17 protein-coding genes and 2 pseudogenes are annotated in these 20,352 nt (G+C 59.2%); 11 read left to right on the forward strand and 8 right to left on the reverse strand.

Features of this window, described 5'->3' with window-relative positions; genetic code table 11:
* Positions 1 to 7 precede the first annotated feature (7 nt).
* The 3 genes from KGA85_RS06605 to KGA85_RS06615 form a co-directional block, all read right to left on the reverse strand.
* A complete protein-coding gene (locus KGA85_RS06605; RefSeq protein WP_223510788.1) occupies positions 8 to 1,261 on the reverse strand; it encodes an AMP-binding protein in 1,254 nt (417 codons plus the stop codon).
* Between the two features lie 98 nt (positions 1,262 to 1,359).
* Positions 1,360 to 1,785 (reverse strand): hypothetical protein, encoded by a 426-nt coding sequence (locus KGA85_RS06610; RefSeq protein ID WP_223510789.1) that lies wholly within the window; start codon positions 1,783 to 1,785, stop codon positions 1,360 to 1,362.
* A gap of 351 nt (positions 1,786 to 2,136) precedes the next feature.
* On the reverse strand, positions 2,137 to 3,681 hold the full coding sequence (locus KGA85_RS06615; RefSeq protein ID WP_223510790.1) for a flavin-containing monooxygenase: 1,545 nt from the start codon (positions 3,679 to 3,681) through the stop codon (positions 2,137 to 2,139).
* 115 nt (positions 3,682 to 3,796) lie between these two features.
* On the opposite strand from KGA85_RS06615, the gene KGA85_RS06620 reads away from it, so the two are divergent.
* The gene (locus KGA85_RS06620; RefSeq protein WP_223510791.1) at positions 3,797 to 4,849 is read left to right on the forward strand and encodes an AraC family transcriptional regulator; all 1,053 of its coding nucleotides are present in this window, start codon (positions 3,797 to 3,799) and stop codon (positions 4,847 to 4,849) included.
* 383 nt (positions 4,850 to 5,232) lie between these two features.
* Positions 5,233 to 5,463: pseudogene (locus KGA85_RS06625) on the forward strand (AzlD family protein); the annotation flags it as partial.
* A gap of 226 nt (positions 5,464 to 5,689) precedes the next feature.
* On the opposite strand, the gene KGA85_RS06630 reads toward KGA85_RS06625, so the two are convergent.
* The gene (locus KGA85_RS06630; RefSeq protein ID WP_223510792.1) at positions 5,690 to 6,703 is read right to left on the reverse strand and encodes an AraC family transcriptional regulator; all 1,014 of its coding nucleotides are present in this window, start codon (positions 6,701 to 6,703) and stop codon (positions 5,690 to 5,692) included.
* Between the two features lie 179 nt (positions 6,704 to 6,882).
* Here KGA85_RS06630 and KGA85_RS06635 point away from each other — a divergent pair, with 179 nt between their 5' ends.
* The 5 genes and pseudogenes from KGA85_RS06635 to KGA85_RS06655 all read left to right on the forward strand — a co-directional run.
* The gene (locus KGA85_RS06635) at positions 6,883 to 8,067 is read left to right on the forward strand and encodes an acetyl-CoA C-acyltransferase family protein (protein ID WP_223510793.1); all 1,185 of its coding nucleotides are present in this window, start codon (positions 6,883 to 6,885) and stop codon (positions 8,065 to 8,067) included.
* Between the two features lie 17 nt (positions 8,068 to 8,084).
* The gene (locus tag KGA85_RS06640; RefSeq protein ID WP_223510794.1) at positions 8,085 to 8,936 is read left to right on the forward strand and encodes a 3-hydroxybutyryl-CoA dehydrogenase; all 852 of its coding nucleotides are present in this window, start codon (positions 8,085 to 8,087) and stop codon (positions 8,934 to 8,936) included.
* A 54-nt stretch (positions 8,937 to 8,990) separates the two neighbouring features.
* Positions 8,991 to 9,347 carry a hypothetical protein gene (locus KGA85_RS06645; RefSeq protein WP_223510795.1) on the forward strand — a complete coding sequence of 119 codons (357 nt, stop codon included), beginning with the start codon at positions 8,991 to 8,993 and terminating at the stop codon, positions 9,345 to 9,347.
* A gap of 56 nt (positions 9,348 to 9,403) precedes the next feature.
* Positions 9,404 to 11,182: an acyl-CoA dehydrogenase C-terminal domain-containing protein gene (locus KGA85_RS06650; RefSeq protein ID WP_223510796.1), complete on the forward strand. Its 1,779-nt coding sequence runs from the start codon at positions 9,404 to 9,406 to the stop codon at positions 11,180 to 11,182.
* Positions 11,183 to 11,302: 120 nt separating this feature from the next.
* Positions 11,303 to 11,395: pseudogene (locus tag KGA85_RS06655) on the forward strand (hypothetical protein); the annotation flags it as partial.
* Between the two features lie 237 nt (positions 11,396 to 11,632).
* Here the strand turns inward: KGA85_RS06655 and KGA85_RS06660 are convergent.
* The 4 genes from KGA85_RS06660 to KGA85_RS06675 are packed head-to-tail and all read right to left on the reverse strand — an operon-like array spanning position 11,633 to position 14,827.
* The gene (locus KGA85_RS06660) at positions 11,633 to 12,694 is read right to left on the reverse strand and encodes a dihydroorotate dehydrogenase (protein ID WP_223510797.1); all 1,062 of its coding nucleotides are present in this window, start codon (positions 12,692 to 12,694) and stop codon (positions 11,633 to 11,635) included.
* A 10-nt stretch (positions 12,695 to 12,704) separates the two neighbouring features.
* Positions 12,705 to 13,637 (reverse strand): DUF6282 family protein, encoded by a 933-nt coding sequence (locus KGA85_RS06665; protein ID WP_223510798.1) that lies wholly within the window; start codon positions 13,635 to 13,637, stop codon positions 12,705 to 12,707.
* A 30-nt stretch (positions 13,638 to 13,667) separates the two neighbouring features.
* Positions 13,668 to 14,435 carry an HpcH/HpaI aldolase family protein gene (locus tag KGA85_RS06670; protein WP_223531692.1) on the reverse strand — a complete coding sequence of 256 codons (768 nt, stop codon included), beginning with the start codon at positions 14,433 to 14,435 and terminating at the stop codon, positions 13,668 to 13,670.
* The gene (locus KGA85_RS06675) at positions 14,432 to 14,827 is read right to left on the reverse strand and encodes a cupin domain-containing protein (protein ID WP_223543003.1); all 396 of its coding nucleotides are present in this window, start codon (positions 14,825 to 14,827) and stop codon (positions 14,432 to 14,434) included. Before KGA85_RS06675 ends, KGA85_RS06670 begins: the two co-directional genes overlap by 4 nt.
* Before the next feature lie 196 nt (positions 14,828 to 15,023).
* Here KGA85_RS06675 and KGA85_RS06680 point away from each other — a divergent pair, with 196 nt between their 5' ends.
* The 4 genes from KGA85_RS06680 (at position 15,024) to KGA85_RS06695 (ending at position 20,344) form a co-directional block, all read left to right on the forward strand.
* Positions 15,024 to 16,454 (forward strand): NAD-dependent succinate-semialdehyde dehydrogenase, encoded by a 1,431-nt coding sequence (locus KGA85_RS06680; protein ID WP_223543004.1) that lies wholly within the window; start codon positions 15,024 to 15,026, stop codon positions 16,452 to 16,454.
* 31 nt (positions 16,455 to 16,485) lie between these two features.
* Positions 16,486 to 18,075 (forward strand): GMC family oxidoreductase, encoded by a 1,590-nt coding sequence (locus KGA85_RS06685; RefSeq protein WP_223510802.1) that lies wholly within the window; start codon positions 16,486 to 16,488, stop codon positions 18,073 to 18,075.
* A gap of 53 nt (positions 18,076 to 18,128) precedes the next feature.
* Entirely contained in the window at positions 18,129 to 19,469 is a 1,341-nt protein-coding gene (locus tag KGA85_RS06690) for an MFS transporter (protein WP_223543005.1), read from the forward strand.
* A 74-nt stretch (positions 19,470 to 19,543) separates the two neighbouring features.
* Positions 19,544 to 20,344, forward strand: a complete 801-nt coding sequence (locus KGA85_RS06695; RefSeq protein WP_223510804.1) for an IclR family transcriptional regulator — start codon at positions 19,544 to 19,546, stop codon at positions 20,342 to 20,344.
* Positions 20,345 to 20,352: the final 8 nt, after the last annotated feature.

A 20,352-nucleotide genomic window follows, 5' to 3' on the forward strand; every position in this document is an offset into this window, starting at 1 on the left:
AAGGTTGTTAAAGTTTTGGCAGTGTCGCAGTGAACATAAGTACACAACCTTGCCGTTTGAAGGTGACATTGCGAAAATGTTGTTTCAGATGGGTTTCAAAACCTGCTTCGGTATCCGCGCTATTACCGAAAATGCCCTTTCGGTTGTAGATTGTCATCAGCTTGCGTCCAAAGCCATTGTGGTCGGCGGCATCACCCAGAATGGTTGCACCGAACAATATGCCTTGGGGATCGACAATAGTCAGGAAACCCAGTTCGTCGAACCTGCCGATATCGCCGATCAGGAAAGAGCCATCTGCGGTGAATGCCAAGGTATTAGCGTCTGGTTTGTTCCAGTAGCCGCGCATTACCTGCGGTCCTTTAGCGCAGATTTCACCCGCTTCGCCAACGGCGACTTCGATGCCTTCTTCGTTGAGCAATTTGATATCGGTGCCAGGTACTGGCAGGCCGGTTGTGGCACTGAACTCTCGGATTGACGCTGGATTGAACGAAAGGATCGGCGCTGTTTCTGAGAGACCATAGCCCTTGCGTATAAACGTTCCAGTCAGGGTTTCCCATTTTCTTGAAGTGACGTCCAGAACAGGGGCGCCACCTCCACCCGCCAAATGCAACCTGGAAAAATCGACCTCGCCAATACGAGGATGCGCATACAGCGTATTCACCCCCATGAAAAGGCTCGGCCTAGCTTGAATGAGTATGTCAATGAACCCATCCAGATCACTAGGGTTGGCTACAAGCCAATTCTCCGTGCCAATTGAAAAACAGGTGATGAAGTTCACCATCAAGGCAAAGATATGATAGAGCGGTAACGCGGTCACCAGGATTTCCTCACCTGGCCGCAGGGTGCCAGCCATCATTGCCTGGAACTGCTCGGTATTCGCTAAGAGATTACGATGCGAGAGCGCTGCACCTTTTGATAATCCCGTGGTGCCGCCAGTGTACTGCAGGAGCAGCAGATCATCGCCCCCGATATCTACCGGAATACGCTGCAGCGTCGATCCCTGTTGCAGGACGGCATCAAACGCCATCGTATTGCTCAGTCGCGCACCAATCGGCAGGGGAGCGGGGGGAGACCTATCGTCATCGTCAACGCTGACACCCACTGAAATGACCGTTTGGAGTTGAGTCTTGTCGATGATGGCCGACAAGGTAGGGCTCGACCCGTTAAAGATAACGATTATGCGGCACCCTGAATCATTCAATTGGTGTTCGAGTTCTGGCGCCGGGTACAGCAGCCACTGTTTCATGATGGTTGTATTCATATTGGTTCTTGGCTCGACACCGCGCCCGGTATTTTTGCATTGGCACTGGGCGCAAAATTGGTCGTCGCGGCTGTTAGCTCGTCCTTTACGCTGCAGACTTAGAGGACTTTTTTGGACAGGCTATTGCAGGCCACCCACAGGAAGAACAAGCCAAAGACCAAGTCTCCCACCCCATAGATCGAATAGAAAATTGCGGTCAGCGGCGACTCAGCAAAGAGTGCCGGCAGGGTGTTGGAATTTTTACTAAGCCACATCAGCCAGGTCAGGACGTAGAGCATCTTTCCCACGAAAAACAGCAGCACGAGATAAGGCACAGCTCGATAGGCTTTGGCCACTGACGTATAGGCCACGCCCCAGAGCATGATGGAAACCAGGCCAAGCCGGGAAAAGATAGTTGGGTCGGTGGCCGAGAGCAGGGTATTGGTGAAGAACTGTGAGAATGTCAGGACCCCCAAAATGTTGTAGCCACCAGCGAGCCAAAAAACCTTGGTAATAAGCGAGTTGGTGTGTTGATTATTTGGCATTGTTGTTTCTCTCTGGGTAATGGTGGCGGGTAAGCCACGCACTTTTAGCACTCAAGATGTCGCGCAAAGATAGGCTCTCCGAGCGTTAGGCGTTTAGCTCGATATGTATATCTCTGGCGTCTGAAAATCTTCAAAGCCGCTCATCGGCGTCAGCAAGATTTAGGCTATGTCCCAGTTATGTGTTGAGCGCCGCACACCTTGTGGGAGGGGCTTTAGCCGCGATGGGCCACGGCAGGCAGTACAGCATCAATTCACGGTAGCCAAACGGTGGACTGTTCGCTGCGCTCCTGAGTCCACCCTACAATTTGGCCTTCAATACGTAACTGGTACAGAGCCTAATCAATGTGGTTCTCACGCCGCACTGGGCTCCGCGTCCAACAGTTCGGCTGGCTGCGACTGGCTGGCGCAGGTGACGAACTCGTAGTCCGCATCGCGCACCCGCCGGGTCTGCAGCCAAAAGCGCCAGGTAGCACCCGGCCAGATCAGCACGTTCTTGCCACCGGCCTGCTGATACCAGCTGGTGCAGCCGGACGACCAGGCTGTGCCGACAAATTTGGCCTGCAGCTTCTGGTTGAACTCGCGCTGCACCTGCGGCTTCACGTCCAGATAGTCGGCACCTTTCTCCTGCAGGCGCTTGAGGCACTGCATGATGTAATGCACTTGAGCTTCGATCATGAAGATGACCGAGTTATGCCCCAGGGCCGTGTTGGGGCCGAGCAGTTGGTAGAAGTTCGGAAAGCCGGTCACCGTTGTACCGTAATAGGCTTCCGGACTCTCTTTCCAGTCCTGCGTCAGGTCGTGGCCCGGCAGGCCGGTGCAGGGAAAATCCTTCATGTAAATGCGGGGGTCGGTGACGAAACCGGTTCCGAGAATGATGCAATCGGCCGGCAGCTCACGACCATCGCGCAACAACACCGAGTGCTCGCGCAACTCCTTGATGCCAGCGCCAATCAGCTCGACGTTGTCGCGATTGAACATTGGCAGCCACTTGTTGGAAATCAGGATGCGCTTGCAACCGATCAAATAGTCCGGCGTCAGGGCCTTGGCCAGCGCTTGGTTCTTGACCTTGACGTTGATAAACAGCTTGGCCAGTTTCTGTATAACTGCCGCTACCCGTGGCGCAAACAGCGGCCAGGCACGCGACTCGTTGCTCCAGTACAGGCGTGCACGGTGCAAGGTGCGGCTGAACGGCAGGCTGACGAACAAGCGTTTTTCCCAATCGGCATACGCCCGCTCGTCACGCGGAATCACCCAGGCCGGGGTGCGCTGCAAAATGCTCAGTCGGGCCACTTTGCGGGCAATTTCCGGGGCGTACTGAATGGTGCTGGCACCGGTGCCTACCGAGACCACCTGTTTGCCGCTCAGGTCATAGTCGTGATCCCACTGCGCCGAATGGAAAATCTTACCCTTGAAATTTTCCTGCCCTGGAAACGTCGGTATCGAGGGCACATGCAACGGGCCAGAAGCCAGCACCACATGGCGCGCGACAAACCGCTCGCCGGCGGCGGTATCGACTGTCCACAGGCCCTTGGCCTGATCGAAATGCATGCCGCACACTTCGCGATTGAAGCGCAGAAATGGACGGATACCGAACTTCTCCGTGGTATCGAGAATGTACTGCTGAATTTCCTGCCGCTCTGCGTACCGTTTGCTCCAGTCGTTTTTCGGCGCAAAGGAGAACGAATACATGTGCGATTGCACATCACAAGCCGCGCCCGGATAGCTGTTCTCGCGCCAGGTGCCGCCGACATCGCCGGCCTTTTCCAGCACGACAAAGTTGTCGTTACCGGCTTCGCGCAATTTGATCGCCATGCCCAGGCCGCCAAAGCCCGAGCCAATAATCACCACATCGACAATCTTGCTGGTGCTGGTGCTGGTTGCGGCTGACTTGTGCATGGGCGCTCCTTGACAGGGATAAATGGCAATGTCGCCAGTCTAGGAGCCACCCTATAGGAGAGATATGCTAGGGTTGGCAATAAATTGACAGTTTCGGCAAGACAATAAAATCAATATGGCCAGTCATTCGATCCTTGGACTCACCTACATCTTCAACAGCCTGCGCAAGCAGGGCGTGGATGTTTCCCCGCTGCTGCAACGCTACGGCCTGGATCTTGAGCATCTGGCGCCGGATGCGCGGATCGATCGCAGCCTGGAGCTGCGGCTGATATGCGAGCTGGCCGGGGAGCTGAACCAACCCTGCGTCGGCCTGAGTATCGGCAACGGCGTCGGCTTTGCCGGCTATGGCCCCCTCAGCCTGCTGTTGCTGACCTGCGACACGGCCCAAGAAGTTCTGTATTGCGGCATCCGCTACCAGCAACTGACCTATCTGTTCAGCGAGGTTAGCTTTCAACCCGGGGAGAGAGTCAGCGCCCTGACCCTCGCGTCACTGCCGCTGGCCGAACCCGCACGACGGATGCTGATCGACATGCAGATGGCCGGCACCTACAAGCTGATCCTCGATGTTCAAGCCAGCCTGAACATGGACTTGTATGCCATTCAGGTTGACCTGCCGTATCCCAAGCCGGCCGAGGCCCAGCTGTATGAGCAGTTTTACGGCTGCCCGGTGCACTTTGACGCCAGCATTGCGCGGTTTTGGATGCGCAATGAACACCTGCAGTTGCGCCTGCCCAGCGGCGATCGCAGCGCCAATGCGCTCTACCGCCGGCAGTGCGACCAGCTGCTACTGGGGCTGCAACAGGAGCAGGCCAGCGGCAACTCGGCCGATCAGGTGCGTGCGCACCTGAGCCTGTTCACCGCGGGTTTTCCGACGGCCTGCGAGGTGGCCGCGGCCCTGGGGTTTTCCGAACGGACCCTGCGCCATCAGCTACGCAGCCAAGGCACCTCGTTCCGGCGCATCCTCGAAGAGCTGCGCTTTGCCCGTGCGCGGCAATTGCTCGAAAGCAGCCAGCTGTCGGTAGAGGCCATCGCCGGGCAGCTGGGTTATGCCGAGTCGGCGGCCTTTATTCACGCCTTCCAGCGCTGGTCCGGCAGCACCCCGGCGCTCTATCGCCGCCAGCACCAGTTGGGGCGGGCGCCTGAATTGCCCCGACCTTGTCCGGTGTGATTTTGGGCTTGATTTTAATCGCTGCTACCGCTGAACGGCTGCAATAGTTCTTAACCGGCAAGCCATAGCAGGCAGCTGCCGGCCGGCTAGACGCGGCTCATGGGCATGGCCACAGGGAATCAGTAACAGTGCCGGCACTGTATGTCGTTTTCCCCCCGCCTTATGTCGAATTGCAAAATTCGACACCCAAGCTGATCAAGGAGTTAAGTGTTCAACAAAAAGTCAGGTTGTAATCATTTCCGAATCCAGCCTGGATGCGGTCGAGTGCGCCCTCTAACTCTGCTCGTGTGTGTTTGCGAAAAGGCAGCCATCCTATTTAGTCTGCCGAATAATCAGAAAATACGAGCCACAACTTCCGCATTGGCATGCTTTTGTGTACCGAGGGTGGGGTATTCGTCATGCCGTTTGTACCCATCCACTACCGTGTTCAGCCGTTCATGACGGCGATGTCCGGTTCTGTCTTGATTGCGCTACTTGCGCCGATGGCCCTGAACGGTGGTGGCGGGGCACGACTGGCATTACTTACCACCGCAATCACGATGCTGATTGTGAAAAAGCCGCTCCTGGCGATTACTGCCGGAATTCTGGCTGCAGCCTTGTTCAGGCATTTATAACTGTGTTCTGACAGCTCTGCTTTTAGCGGTCTAGTGCGAACTCGGTGAAAAACTTCCTTTAGTCAACGCCGTCCGAGTCTATTCGCCCTGTAGGATTCTGCACGAGCGGCTGCTAGTGTCCGCGAGCCTGCAACAGTTTTAACGGAGGGTAATGAACATGGCGCATAACCCTGCTTTACCCTTGGTGCGAATTCCCATGCTTCATGCTCGACGAATCCCTCTGGGACTATTCGCTGCTGTGCCACTTCTTCCGATAATAGCCGGGGCTTTCTCCGGTCCACTGCTTGAACGCCCGGTGAAGCGCACTGGCCTCGCAGAAGCCGGCCTTCTCGGCGATCGCGGTGATGCTCAGGTCGGTGTTGCGCAGGCACTCGAAGGCGATGGCGCGGCGTACCTCGTCTTTGAGCTCCTGGAAGGAGAAACCTTCTCGCTGCAGCTGGCGGCGGAAGCTGGCGATGCTCAGGGCGCGCTCCTCGGCCATGTCGGCCAGGGTCGGCCAATGTTCGTAGCGACAATTGCGCAGCTGTTGGTAGACTTCGGCGCTCAGTCCCTGGCGATTGCTGAAACGCACGATCAGCCATTGCGGCGAGGTGCGCAGGAAGGTCTTCAGCGTCGCCAGGTTCTGTACTAGCGGCAGCTCCAGATAACTGGCGGCGAACTCGATTTCGCTATGGGTGGCCTCGAAGGTCAGGTTGGGTCCCCAGAACAAGTGGTCGTCACCATGCTCCGGTCGCGGGTGGGTGAATTGCGAGCTGTCGATGGGGATGCGCCGGCCCGCCAGCCAGCACAGCAGGCCAAGCACCACGGTTAGGTAGGTTTCCTCGGCGACGCTGCGCGCCTGCGGGTCTGGCTGGCGGTTGTGCAGGCGGATCACGGCACGGTCGCCGCGTACCGACAGGCTGCCGTGGATATCCCGCAAGAACAGACCGAGGCCGTTCAGGCACTGGAGCAGCGCCTGGCCGAGGTTGTCGGCCTGGATCAGGCCCCGACAGATCAGGGCGAAGCTGCCGGTTGGCATCCCGTGCGAGTCGAAACCGAGGAACTCGTCGTCGAGCTCCCGGGCGACGGCCAGCCAGAGTCTGGCAAAGGCCGAGGCGGCGATGCGTACCGATTTGTCGCTCAGTTGCTGTTCGGGAATACCCGCCGCGGCCAGTACCACCGCAATCCGCTCGGGTTGCCCGTGCAGCCCGTAAAGCGCTGCACGGGCAAAATACACGGCCACTGAATCCTTCTCTTGCATAACGCTCGCTCGCTGCGGGTCAGTTGCCTGGGGGTTGCAAAAAGTATCAGCCAAATCAGTAATTTTCGGCATAGGCCAATGTTCATCGGCTCCCTAGACTACCCCACGCCTGGGCAGTGCGCCGCCATAGCGTGCGCAGTCTACGCATCAGTTGGATCTCAATGCCACCGGAGTCTCCTATGCCTAATCCCGAAGTCTATATCGTCAGCGCTGTCAGAACTGCAATCGGTTCCTTCGGCGGTACGCTCAAAGATACCCCGCCATGCGAACTGGCCACGACCGCGGTCAGCGCCGCCCTGCAGCGTAGTGGTTGTGACGCCGAGCGTATCGGTCATGTGGTGATGGGCAATGTCATTCCCACTGAGACGCGAGATGCCTACATTTCCCGGGTGGCCGCGATGAATGCCGGTATCCCCCAGGAAGCACCCGCATTCAACGTCAATCGCCTCTGCGGTTCCGGTCTGCAGGCGATCATCTCGGCGGCGCAGAGCCTGCTGCTGGGTGACTGCGACATCGCTATCGGCGGCGGTGCCGAATCCATGAGCCGCGGCCCTTATCTGCTGCCCGGCGCGCGCTGGGGTGGCCGCATGGGTGATATGCAGGCCGTGGACTACATGCTCGGCATCCTCCACGACCCGTTCCAGCGGATTCACATGGGCATTACCGCCGAGAATATTGCCGAACTGCATGGCATCAGCCGCGCAGAGCAGGACACCCTGGCGCTGGTCAGTCAGCAGCGTGCGGCGCGTGCGATTACCGAAGGACGTTTCGCCGGCCAGATTGTGCCGGTTGAAATCAAAACGCGTAAAGGCTCGCAACTGTTCGAGGTCGATGAGCATGTGCGTGGCGACACCTCGATCGAGCAACTGGCGGGCATGAAGACCGCATTCAAGCAGGGCGGCACGGTCACCGCCGGCAACGCCTCGGGACTCAACGACGGCGCGGCGGCGGTAGTCCTGGCCACGGGGGCGGCGGTGCAGGCCGATAACCTGCGCCCGCTGGCCCGTCTGGTCAGCTACGCGCATGCCGGTGTCGATCCGGTGTTGATGGGCTTGGGGCCGATCCCGGCAACCCGCCTGGCCCTGCAACGTGCCGGCCTGAAGGTCGCCGACCTGGATGTGATCGAGGCCAACGAAGCCTTTGCCGCCCAGGCCTGCGCCGTGGCTCGAGAACTCGACTTCGACCCGGCCAAGGTCAACCCGAATGGCTCTGGCATTTCCCTCGGCCACCCGGTCGGTGCCACCGGAGCGATCATTGTCACCAAGGCCGTCCATGAACTGCATCGTACCCAGGGCCGTTATGCCCTGGTGACTATGTGCATCGGTGGCGGCCAGGGTATTGCCGCGATCTTCGAGCGCGTTTGAACAGGGGGGAGACGACCATGAGCGACGAAATTATCGGTGTCATTGGTGGCGGCATCATGGGCAGCGGTATTGCCCAGGTGTGTGCCCTTGCGGGCCTGTCCGTCGTGCTGGTGGATATATCCGAAGCCGCCTTGGCCAAGGCGCGGGTGTCCATTGATCGCAGCCTTGGCCGGCAGGTGGAAAAGGGCACGCTGACGGAACAGCAGCGCGCCGCTGCGCTAGGACGCATCAGCACCAGTACCGACTATGCCAGCCTGAGCGACGCCGGCCTGGTGATCGAGGCGGCCAGCGAGAACCTGGACCTGAAGCTACGCATCCTCAAGCAGGTTAGTGAGCAGGTCAGCGCTGAGGCCATCATCGCCAGCAATACCTCGTCGCTGTCGATTAGTCAGTTGGCCTCCCAGGTGCAGCGCCCCGAGCGCTTTATCGGCCTGCATTTCTTCAACCCGGTAGCGGTCATGACGCTGGTGGAAGTGATTCGCGGGCTGGCAACCACCGAGGTTTTCCATACCCGCACCCTGGCGTTCGCCGAGCGCATTGGCAAGACCGCGATCAGCACGGGTAACCGCCCGGGCTTCGTGGTCAACCGGATTCTGGTGCCGATGCTCAACGAAGCCATCTTCACCCTGCAGGAAGGCCTGGCCACTGCCGAGGATATCGACACCGGCATGCAGTTGGGTTGCGGTCTGCCCATGGGGCCGCTGGCGCTGGCTGATCTGGTTGGTCTGGATACCCTGCTGGCGATTCTGGAGTCCTTCCAGCAGGGTTTCGGTGATCCCAAATACCGCCCGCCCTCCCTGCTCAGGGAGCTGGTGGCAGCCGGTCGCCTCGGGCGCAAGAGCGGTCATGGTTTTTATCGCTATAGCTGATTAGCGGTTGCCAAGGATGGGCTACCGATGGCTTTTCCCGGGAGTCGTGTCGTCATGAATACCAAGCGATCATTCATCTCAGCATGCCCGGGCGAGTCAGGCGAGGCACCGCTCTCGCGCCTCGAGCAGATGCGCAGGCGCTATGAGGAGAAGCTCCTGGCGCGCTTGCTGGAGGCCGGCGCTACAGGCCCGCTGCCGGTGCTCAAGGCGACCGTACAAACTAACGGCGCCAGGCTCAACAACCTGCCGGCCTGGCTGGATCAGGCTGGTTTGTCCCCGACGCAGCGGCAGGAGGTGATCGGCGGGATCGTCCTCGGCTCGCTGTCCGGCGCTCTCAAGCAGCCGCCAGCGGCTGCAGATAGCGCAACCGTAGTTACGTTGCGCGTCCCTGGTGCAAGCCCGCGCGGCTGACCTTTCTATTAATCGGGGCATGCGCAATGCCCGCACACTGTCTGAGTAATTCAATCATGTCTGACTACCAAGCTCCCCTGCGCGATATGCGCTTTGTGCTCAATGAAGTGTTCGAAGTCTCCAAGCTGTGGGCCCAGTTGCCGGGCCTGGCTGAAGTGGTGGACGAAGACACCGCCGCGGCCATCCTCGAAGAGGCCGGCAAGGTCACCGGCGGCGTGATCGCCCCGCTAAATCGCAGCGGCGATGAAGAAGGCTGCTCCTGGAGCGACGGTGCGGTGAAAACCCCGGCCGGCTTTCTGGACGCCTACAAGACCTACGCAGAAGGCGGCTGGGTCGGCGTCGGTGGCGACCCGGTATACGGCGGCATGGGCATGCCCAAGGCGATCTCGGCTCAGGTCGAGGAAATGGTCAGCTCGGCCAACCTGTCGTTCGGCCTCTACCCGATGCTGACCGCCGGCGCCTGCCTGTCGATCAATGCCCACGCCAGCGAAGAGCTGAAAGAAAAATACCTGCCGAACATGTACTCCGGCGTCTGGGCAGGCTCCATGTGCCTGACCGAGCCGCATGCCGGCACCGACCTGGGCATCATCCGCACCAAGGCCGAGCCGCAGGCTGATGGCAGCTTCAAGGTGTCCGGCACCAAGATCTTTATCACCGGCGGTGAGCACGACCTGACCGAGAACATCATCCACCTGGTACTGGCCAAGCTGCCGGACGCCCCAGCAGGTCCGAAAGGCATCTCGCTGTTCCTGGTGCCGAAGTTTATGGTCAACGCCGACGGTTCCCTGGGCGAGCAGAACAGCCTGTCCTGCGGATCCATCGAACACAAGATGGGCATCAAGGCTTCGGCCACCTGCGTGATGAACTTCGATGGTGCCACCGGCTGGATCGTCGATGCGCCGAACAAGGGCCTCGCTGCCATGTTCACTATGATGAACTACGAGCGTCTGGGCGTGGGCATCCAGGGCTTGTCCCTGGGTGAGCGCAGCTACCAGAACGCTGTGGAATACGCTCGCGACCGTATCCAGAGCCGCGCGCCGACTGGTGCGGTGGCTAAAGACAAAGCCGCTGACCCGATCATCGTGCACCCGGATGTGCGCCGCATGCTGCTGACCATGAAAGCGTTGAACGAAGGCGGTCGTGCCTTCTCCAGCTACGTCGCGATGCAGCTCGATACCGCCAAGTTCAGCGAAGACGCCGCCACCCGCAAGCGCGCGGAAGAGTTGGTTGCCCTGCTGACCCCGGTCGCCAAGGCCTTCCTTACCGATATGGCGCTGGAAACCACCACCCATGGCCAGCAGATATTCGGCGGCCACGGTTATATACGTGAGTGGGGCCAGGAGCAGCTGATTCGCGACTGCCGCATCACCCAGATCTACGAAGGCACCAACGGTATCCAGGCGCTCGATCTGGTCGGCCGTAAAGTGGTCGGCAGCGGCGGTGCGTTCTACAAACACTTCGCCGAAGAGATCAAAGCCTTCACCGATTCGGCTGACAGCAGCCTGGCCGAATTTATCGAGCCACTGAAAGGCGCCATCGCCAACCTTGAACTGATGACCGCTGACCTACTGGAGCGGGCCAAGGCCAACCCGAACGAAGTCGGTGCTGCCTCGGTCGAGTACCTACAGGTGTTTGGCTACACCGCCTACGCCTATATGTGGGCACTGATGGCACGTACCGCCCTGGCCAAGCAGGAACAGGACGAGTTCTACGTCAGCAAGCTGGGCACCGCACGTTTCTTCTTCGCTCGCCTGTTGCCGCGTATCCACTCGCTGACTGCTTCGGTTAAAGCCGGTAGCGAGAGTCTGTACCTGCTGGATGCGGCGCAGTTCTGATCGTCCCATGCCCAGGCTCCCAAGCCTGGGCAAACTCCTGATCGCGGCATGCCTACCGTTATACGTACTGCGCGCCGATCCAACATTCAAGCCCTCAACAAGAACCAGGTAGGCCTCAGCATGCTGAAGACAAAAATAATTACCTCCGCGCAAGGTGCCTACAGTTACCCCTTGCTGATCAAGAGCCTGCTGCTGTCTGGCCAGCGCTACGAAGCAGGGCAGGGACTGCGCCAGAACTGTCCCGGCGTAGCGCCTATGATTAACTTGTAGACCCGAGTTAGGGGGCTGGTCGGCGACCCACGAGGCGATGTCTACCTCAGCCAGGCTGATGGCAGTTCCCAACAGTTTGTGCGCTCGCCGCACCCGTGCATTCTTAAGAGCGGGCCCTTTGGGCCCTTCTTCACGGCAACATCAATCGCCAACTGTCAGTGATCTCCCGACCGAGCCTTTTCAGTCTGGAGACCCTGGGCACTCCGGGGCAAAGCCTTTCCACCACTCAGGTCGGTCAGGTTGCTGCTGATAGGTCTGCACCTGATCAGCCGCACTGCCCAGCAGTTGCTCGACGCTGAGACCTCGTTTGACTACATATTCATCCAGCTCGCGTACAGCACGGGACAACACGTCGTAGCCGCCCGTGAACACCGCAGAGGTCATCTCTGTGGCGCAGGCCCCGGAAAGTAAAAAGCGCGCGACGTCCAGCCCGCTGCGAGCGCCGTTGGTGGCGATCAGCGGGTAATCGTCGCCCATGGCTCTGCGCGTCATCATCAACCAGCGCGCGGTCAGTGGTAGCGCCCAACCGCCACCTATTGCGGCACTGGTTCCCAGCACGGGCAGCCCGGTTTCCAGATCCGGCAGAAAACCCATGAAACGGCCCATCATCACGACGCTGTCGGCTCCGCCCCTGCGCGCGGCCTGAGCCAGGCCGACGACGTCCTCGCTTTGCCCGGTGAGCTTGATCCACAGCGGTAATGTCGTCGCCTGCCGGATACGCGACACAATGGCTTCAATGCGTGCCGCGCCCCGCTCAAGGACGATGGCGCCCTTGGCAGCTTCTTCACCGTGAGGGGCGCCAATGTTCAGCTCCAACACTCGCAGGCCAGCCTGTTCGATCTGCCGGGCGTACTCCGCACATTGTTCAAGGTCACTGAGGATCAGGCTGGGAATAACGTAAGCATCTTGCTGCCGAGCTTCCAGATCCAGCTTCACCAGGTCGTCGAGCCATTCGGCAAAACCGCGCTGAACCAAGCCTGAACGACCGAACAGGCTGGCATCTGGCGGCGGGGAAAAGTCCCACGGCAAACGGTTCCAGTTCGAGTCCAGCAGCACATAGTCCGTCTTGTCGAGCTGGTGCTTGGCGGCTTGTGATTCATTGGTGGATTTGGCTACCACCGCACCAGCACCGGTGGCCAGGGCTGCGCGGATGGCATCGCGAGTCATGGTCTGCTCGCCAGCTCCACAGATGACCGGGTTCTTAAAGGACAGTGGCCCAATTTGTGTGATAAGTCGCGTCATGACTGTGCACTCACAGGTTCATCAAGCGGGAAGCGTTGCCGGAGGTCATCTTGCGAATATCCTCGTCGCTGTAGTTGAGATCCAGCAGTTGGCCAATCACGTTACGAAAGCCCTCGGCGATGCTTGGATTGCCTTGCTGCCCCAAGTCGGAACCGAGAATGGTCAGGTCCACGGTTCCCGCTTCGATCACTTGTTGCAGGAATTGATCATCGTAGAATTTGAACTTCGATCCAGGCACCCACATACACATGGAGTGCTCCATGTAGACGCCAGCACGTGCCAGTTCGCGCATGTCATCGAGCGTGGCGTCGACCACGTAGGTCGGATGGTTGACCAGCAGTCTTTTAACCCCACGTTTGCGAGCTTCTTCGAACAGCGGCCAGATTTCCTTGATGTTGAGGTGACCGGCAGACAGCACCACGTCTTCTGCGGCAATCAGGTCCAGGATCGCTTTCACTTCTTCCTTCAGACGACCGTTGTCATCGAGCACGGTCAACGGGATCGGCTGCAGCATGCGTTGGGTGGTTTGTGGGAATTTCTCGGTGAATTTCTCGTCCTGATGGTGATGGGCAATGTGGTTGGCCGAGGAAAACGTCGGCATCCAGACCAGTTTCGCCCCCAATTTCAAGCCGTGCTCGACGGCATGGACGTTGAGCCCGCCGACCGAATTGTTCAGGGGGACGCCCGACAGCATGTGAACGCCAAGCTCGTTGAAGTGTTTGTTCAGCAGGGTCGTCACCGGTGTGCAGCTGTAATAGTGATCCTTGAGCAACACCGCCTTCAAACCAGCCTCGCTGGCTTCGCGCATGGCTTCAACATGGTCGCAGTAGCGCGGCATGACCGAGGGACCGCTGTGGCAGTGCAGGTCGATGGCGCCGCGCATGAGGCTGTCGATTCGCGCTTCACGTTCTTCGTTGGTGGATGTATTGATGATGGCGTTCATGGGGTTACCTATTGTTGTTTTGCAGGCGGTTCAGCGAGTCAAACTGTGGAAATGACGCACCTGTTGAGTCCAGCCAGCGCGTAGCACCGCCTGGTCCGAGCCCAGAATGAAAAAGCGCATCCCCTTGTTGCTGAAGCGCTCCAGGTCTTCGCTGTTGGAGACAAAAATTCCGGCAGCTTTGCCGGCTTGAAGTGCGGCGTCGATCACACGGCTGACAGCCGACTCGACGCGCGGATCATCCAGCGTATTGACGCCGAGCGAGACGGCCAAATCGGCTCGTCCGACCAACAGGCAGTCGATCTGCTCGACGCTTGCGATCGCCGCGAGGTTGTCCAGTGCCGCGCGGTCCTCGATCTGGGCAATGATTGCGTGACGACCATCCTCAGCGGCCATGTGTTCGACGAGGTTGGCGTTGCCATATCGGCCGGCCCTGGGCGAGTTGGAGAAACCACGGCTGCCATGGCGATACCGGGTTGCCTGCAATATCTGACGTGCCTGTGCAGCATCGACGATATGGGGCAAAACCAGGCCGTCGGCACCCAGGTCCAGCGCCTGCAACAGCGTGGTGGGGCGTTCGTCAGCGACGCGTACCAAACCGGCCACCTGCGCCGCGCGACAGGCAAGCAGACCACGATCAAGGCTGCTTTGATCGAAGGGCGCGTGCTCGGCGTCCAGCACCACTGCATCCAGCATGCAGTCACCGGCAATTTCCACCACCGCATGGCTTGGTGTTTTGATGAACGTGCTGATCAGTGACTGTCCAGCGCGCAGTCTGGAAGAGAAACTCATGCCGTTCATGACTGTGCTTTCCCGGCGTCGGCGAATTCGCCAGCCTGGTATTCGATCAGGTGCCGATAGTCATCGCGAATCGGCGAGAACACGTCCAGGTTCATCACCACGTCGTTACCGATCGGTTCGGCGTAATGCACCACATGGGGTGGTATGCGGATCATGCTGCCCGGTCCCCCTTCGACCACGTCGTCACCCAAATGAAAGCGCACGCGTCCTTGCACGATGATCACCAACTGTTCGAAGGTGTGGCTGTGGGGAAAAACATCCATGCCCGGGGTCAGCCAGTTCATGACGCACAGCGTGTTATCGCCACGGAAAGCCACGCGCTCAACGCCTTTACGGACGGTTTCGCGAGGCAGGTCATCCCAGTTATGAAGCAGTGCATTGGCAATACTCATTGGTTCGTACCTTTGTTTCTCTTGTAGGAATTATGTTTCTCTGTGAGATAAAGCTAGCGCGCTCGACAATAAGTGGTCAAGCGACTTTTTTGGCCTTGACATCCAAGCTTTTCGACTCCTAGGATTGCGCTACACAGAGAAACATTGTTTCTTTCAATGAAACTTGTTGCGTTCAATTCTCCAAAGGTCCAATTACATGCGAGTTATCGAATCCCTGCTGATTGACGGTCAATGGTCTGCTGGCGCCCACGAGCGTCAGGCCGATGTATTTAACCCTGCCACCGGCGAGTTGATCGCTAAGCTCAGCCTGGCCGCGACCGCCGATCTGGACCGCGCGCTGGCGGCGGCACAGCGTGGCTTTCAGGTGTGGCGCAAGACCTCGGCCTACGAGCGCTCGAAAATCCTGCGTCGTGCGGCCGACCTGGTGCGTCAACGTTCGGATGAAATAGCAGCGCTGATCACCCTGGAACAAGGCAAGCCGCTGGCGGAAGCCAAGCTAGAAGCCTTCGGCGCTGGCGATCACATTGATTGGTACGCCGAGGAAGGACGTCGCGCGTACGGCCGAGTGATTCCTGCGCGTGCCCGAGGCGTTCGACAAACCGTCTTGCGCGAGCCCGTAGGGCCGGTAGCGGCTTTCAGCCCCTGGAACTTCCCGGTCAGCCAATTGGTGCGCAAGATTGCCGGCGCACTGGCGGCCGGCTGTTCGATCATTGCCAAAGGCCCGGAGGAAACCCCTTCATCCTGCATCGAGTTGTGCCGGGCGTTTCAGGATGCCGGCGTGCCTGATGGCGTACTGAACCTGGTGTTTGGCGTACCGGCCGAAGTGTCCGATTACCTGATCCGTTCCGAGATCATTCGTAAAGTGTCGTTCACCGGCTCGGTACCGGTCGGTCGCGCGTTGGGTGCGCTGGCGGGTCAGTACCTCAAGCGCTGCACGCTGGAACTGGGCGGGCATGCACCGTTCATTGTTTGCGATGACGTTGACGTCAAGGCCGTGGCGGCGTTGGGGGCGGGCCTGAAATTCCGCAATGGCGGCCAGATCTGTGCCTCGCCTACGCGTTTCTATGTGCAATCGGCGGTGTATGAGCAGTTTGTTGATGCGTTCTGCGCGGCCGGTGCAGCCATCAAGATCGGTGACGGCCATGATGCTTCGACGCAGTTGGGCCCGTTGGCCAATTCACGTCGCGTGGCCGCTGCGCAGGAGTATGTAGATGATGCTCTGGCCGTCGGCGCTCAACTGGCGTTGGGTGGTAAAACCGTCGACGGCGCAGGCTTCTTCTATCCCGCCACGGTGCTGACCGATGTGCCGGAAAACGCACGGGTGATGAACGAAGAACCGTTCGGCCCGATCGCGTCCATTGTCCGCTTCGATACCGTCGAAGAAGTCATCGAGAAGGCCAATGGCTTGTCCTTCGGGCTGGCAGCGTTCGCGTTCACACGATCGATCCAGCGCGCTACGTTGCTGGCAGATGAATTGGAGTCCGGCATGGTCTCCATCAATCACTTCGGCCTGGCTGCACCGGAAACGCCGTTCGGTGGTGTCAAGGACAGCGGTTATGGCAGCGAGGGCGGAAGTGAAGGGCTGGACGCGTACTTCACCACCAAATTCGTCAGCCAGATCGGCTGAACAAGGACGCCCAACACCGAGAACAATGCCAATGCAAACCTTCGATTTCATTGTGGTCGGGGCCGGTTCCGCTGGCTGTGCCTTGAGCGCACGGCTGGCGAACGCTGGCAAACAGGTCCTACTGCTCGAAGCAGGGCCGGCTGACAATCATCCTTACATTCACATTCCCGGCACCTTCATCCGGGTTCACGGCTCTCGGCGTACCTGGATGTATCGCACCGAACCCGAGCCTTTCGTCAACCAACGCCAGGTCTACATTCCACAAGGCCGCACACTGGGGGGTGGCAGTTCGGTCAATGCGATGATTTATATTCGCGGCCAGGCAGAAGACTATGACGATTGGCAGGCCAACGGTTGTCCCGGATGGGGATGGCAGGACGTTCTGCCGGTGTTTCGGCGCTGTGAGTCGAATGTCCGATTAAGCGGTGTCTTGCACGGCCAGTCGGGCCCGCTGACTGTCAGTGACCCGGGGCACCGGCATGCCTTGAGCCGCGCCTTTGTGCGGGCGGCTGTCGAAGCGGGGGTGCCCGAGACAGATGATTTCAATGGCGCGAGGCAGGAGGGCGCGGGCTTCTATCAGACCACCACTTCACACGGTCGGCGCACCAGTTCGGCGGTGGCTTACATACGGCCTTTGCGCAACAACATAAACCTCAAGGTGCTCACCGAGACCCATGTCACCGAACTGCTGTTCGATGGCCGTCGGGTCACGGGTGTTCAGGCCGTGGATCGTGAAGGCGCTGCGATCAGCTTTGCCGCCCGTGCAGAGGTCATTGTCAGTGCCGGAGCGATCGCTTCACCCAAGCTTTTGATGCTGTCGGGGATCGGGCCACAGGCTCACCTGGAAGAAATGGGCATTGCAATGCGAGTTCACTCGCCGGGTGTGGGCGAGAATTTCCAGGATCACCTCAGTGCTTCGGTTTATGCGCAAACGCGTGAACCTGTCAGCTTGCTCGGACATGACCGAGGCTTGCGGGCGTTGGGGCATGGAATCAAGTACCTGGCCAACCGTTCGGGCCTGCTCAGCTCCAACGTGGTCGAGAGCGGGGCCTTTGTTGATGCCACCGGTTGCGGCCGGCCCGATGTGCAATTTCACGTGGTGCCCGCGCTGGTCGGTGACATCGACCGGTTGCCCCCCAGTGGCCACGGTATTTCGATCAACCCTTGTGCCTTGCGGCCACGCTCGCGCGGCCAACTGCGCCTCAAAAGTGCTGACCCGATGCAGGAAGTGTCACTCAAGGCTAATTATCTGAGTGATGAGCACGACCTTCGTACCATGGTCGCTGGAGTGAAGTTTGCTCGACGCATCCTGCGTGCACCATCGCTGGCCTGCGTGGTGGAAAACATGCTGTTGCTTCCTGATCACGACGACATTCCAGATCATGTGCTGGAGGACTACGTGCGCAGTGTTGCAAAAACCGTTTTCCATCCTGCGGGAACCTGTCGCATGGGGACGGATGCCAACGCAGTGGTCGGGCCCGATTTGCGGGTGCATGGCGTGCAGGGGCTGCGCGTCGCCGACGCGTCGATCATGCCGACCATCGTCAGCGGCAATACCAATGCTCCCTGCATCATGATCGGTGAACGGTGTGCCGATTTCATTTTGGGGAGCGCAGCCTAGTCCGTTCAAGCCCCACACCTCTTCGCATGCACAACAATTACAAGAGTACAGCGATGAACCTCATATCCCGCAGCACCTTCGACAATGAACAGGACAGCCTGCTCTACAACCGTATCGCCTGGCGCCTATTGCCGTTTCTTTTCGTTTTATATGTGGTCGCTTTTCTGGATCGCGTGAACGTTGGCTTTGCCAAGCTTCAGATGTCGGCCGATATCGGTTTGAGCGATCTTGCGTTCGGTTTCGGCGCCGGGGTTTTCTTCATCGGCTACTGCCTGTGCGAGATCCCCAGCAATATGATCCTGCAGCGCGTAGGGGCGAGGTTCTGGATCACCCGGATCATGATCACCTGGGGATTGCTGTCGATCTCAATGATGTTCGTCAAAACGCCAACTGCCTTCTATATCCTGCGCTTTCTGTTGGGCATGGCAGAGGCCGGTTTTTATCCTGGGGTCGTGCTGTACATGACCTACTGGTTTCCTTCCTACGCGCGGTCCCAAGGCATGGCCTGGTTCAATCTGGGCATTGCGATGGCCGGCGTTCTGGGCAGTCCGCTCTCCGGCTGGATCATGCAGACGTTTGCCGGCGTAGCGGGCATGGCGGGCTGGCAATGGTTGTTCTTGCTGGAGGGGATACCGGCCGTACTGCTGGGTATCGCGGTGTTCTTTTACCTGGACGATCGACCTGGCAAAGTGCACTGGTTGAGCCCGGAACAGAACGCTCGCGTGGTGCAGCAACTGGCGGCTCAGCGTCAGCACCATGAGGCGGCCGGGGCGGGCCACAACTTCCGTGCGGCATTCGTCAATAAAGATTTGTGGTGCCTGATCTACGTCAACTTTGCATTACTGTGCGGCACCTACGGTGTGTCGTTCTGGCTGCCGCAGATCGTTCAGGGGCTTGGGGTAAAAAGCCTGTTTCAGACCGGGTTGATTGCTGCCATTCCCTTCGCAGTCGCCTCGGTCCTCATGGTATTGGTCAGCCGCCACTCGGACAAAAAACGTGAGCGACGTTGGCACGGTACGCTCTGCAATCTGGCTTCTGCCCTGGGGCTTGCCATCGCAGCGTACTTCCATGATCAACCTGTGTTGTCGTTGGCAGGGCTGAGTTTGGCCATGTCGGGTGGTCTGGCGGGTTTCTGTGTCTTGTGGGCGCTGCCCGGCGTGCTACTGACCGGTACTGCGGCGGCGGCAGGGATCGCGCTGATCGCCACCGTCGGTAATCTGGGCGGCTATGCCAGTCCATTCATGATGGGGTGGGTCAAGCAGAGTAGTGGCCATCTGGAATATGGCCTGTATGCGCTGGCCGGAATGACGTTGATAGGGGCGTTTGTCATGTTTTCAGTCAAGCCTCCAGGCGCCAAGGACGCTAAGGGATTGCCCGAACTATCGAGCATCTGATATCGCAGACCAACAAAAGTGTTTCGGCAGGAGATACAATCGGGCTTTTCCAGTTATCGACTAGAGGTGACCTCTTGGAACAGGATGACGAAAAGCCCACCACCGGCCCCGTATTGCTGGAGTCAGTGGAAATGGTGTTCCGTCTGCTCGATGAGCTGACGGCCGCACGCCGCCCTTTGGGAGTGACTGAACTGGCGCATCTGCTGCAAACCGCCAAGCCGAGGACCTACCGGCATCTGGCCTCGATGCGCCAGCTCGGCATTCTTGAACAGGATCCCGTCAGCGAAAAATACCTGCTCGGCCCCCGCCTGGTTGCCTATGGTGAAGCCGCGGGTGAGCAGTTTGATCTGCGCGCTATCGCTGACCCCTACCTCACGCGTATCCGTGATGCCACAGGGCAAACCGCACTACTGGCGGTCGCGACTCACGACACCGCGCTGGTGGTGTCATGTGTCGAATCCAAGGCCAACGTCTGTATTTCGGTCAAGCCGGGTAATCGTGTACTGCCTTACTGTTCAGCACAGGGGCGCACGGTGCTTGCGTTCTCCGATGCCGCCAGTCAGCAACGGGTGATGCGCCGTAAGATGCCGCGCCTGACCGAGCGTACGCTGCATGACCCAGACGCGCTGATGCAACGACTGGAGTTGATACGCCAACGCCTGTATGACGATGCCGACGGTGAAGTGACCATGGGTATCAATGCTTTGTGCTGTCCGATCTTTCGCGAGAATGACGTGATTGTCGGGACTATCGGCATTGTCGGCCCTAGCGCGGCAATTGCCACGCCGCCGCCTGCGGCCATGCTGCGTGAGTTGCAGTCGGCAGCAGCGGAAATCAGTGAGCGATTACACGCGGGAACGTACCGGCGGTTGTAGTCGATGCC

This window comes from Pseudomonas sp. GL-B-12, assembly GCF_019955895.1.
In the GTDB taxonomy this organism is placed as follows: Bacteria; Pseudomonadota; Gammaproteobacteria; order Pseudomonadales; family Pseudomonadaceae; genus Aquipseudomonas.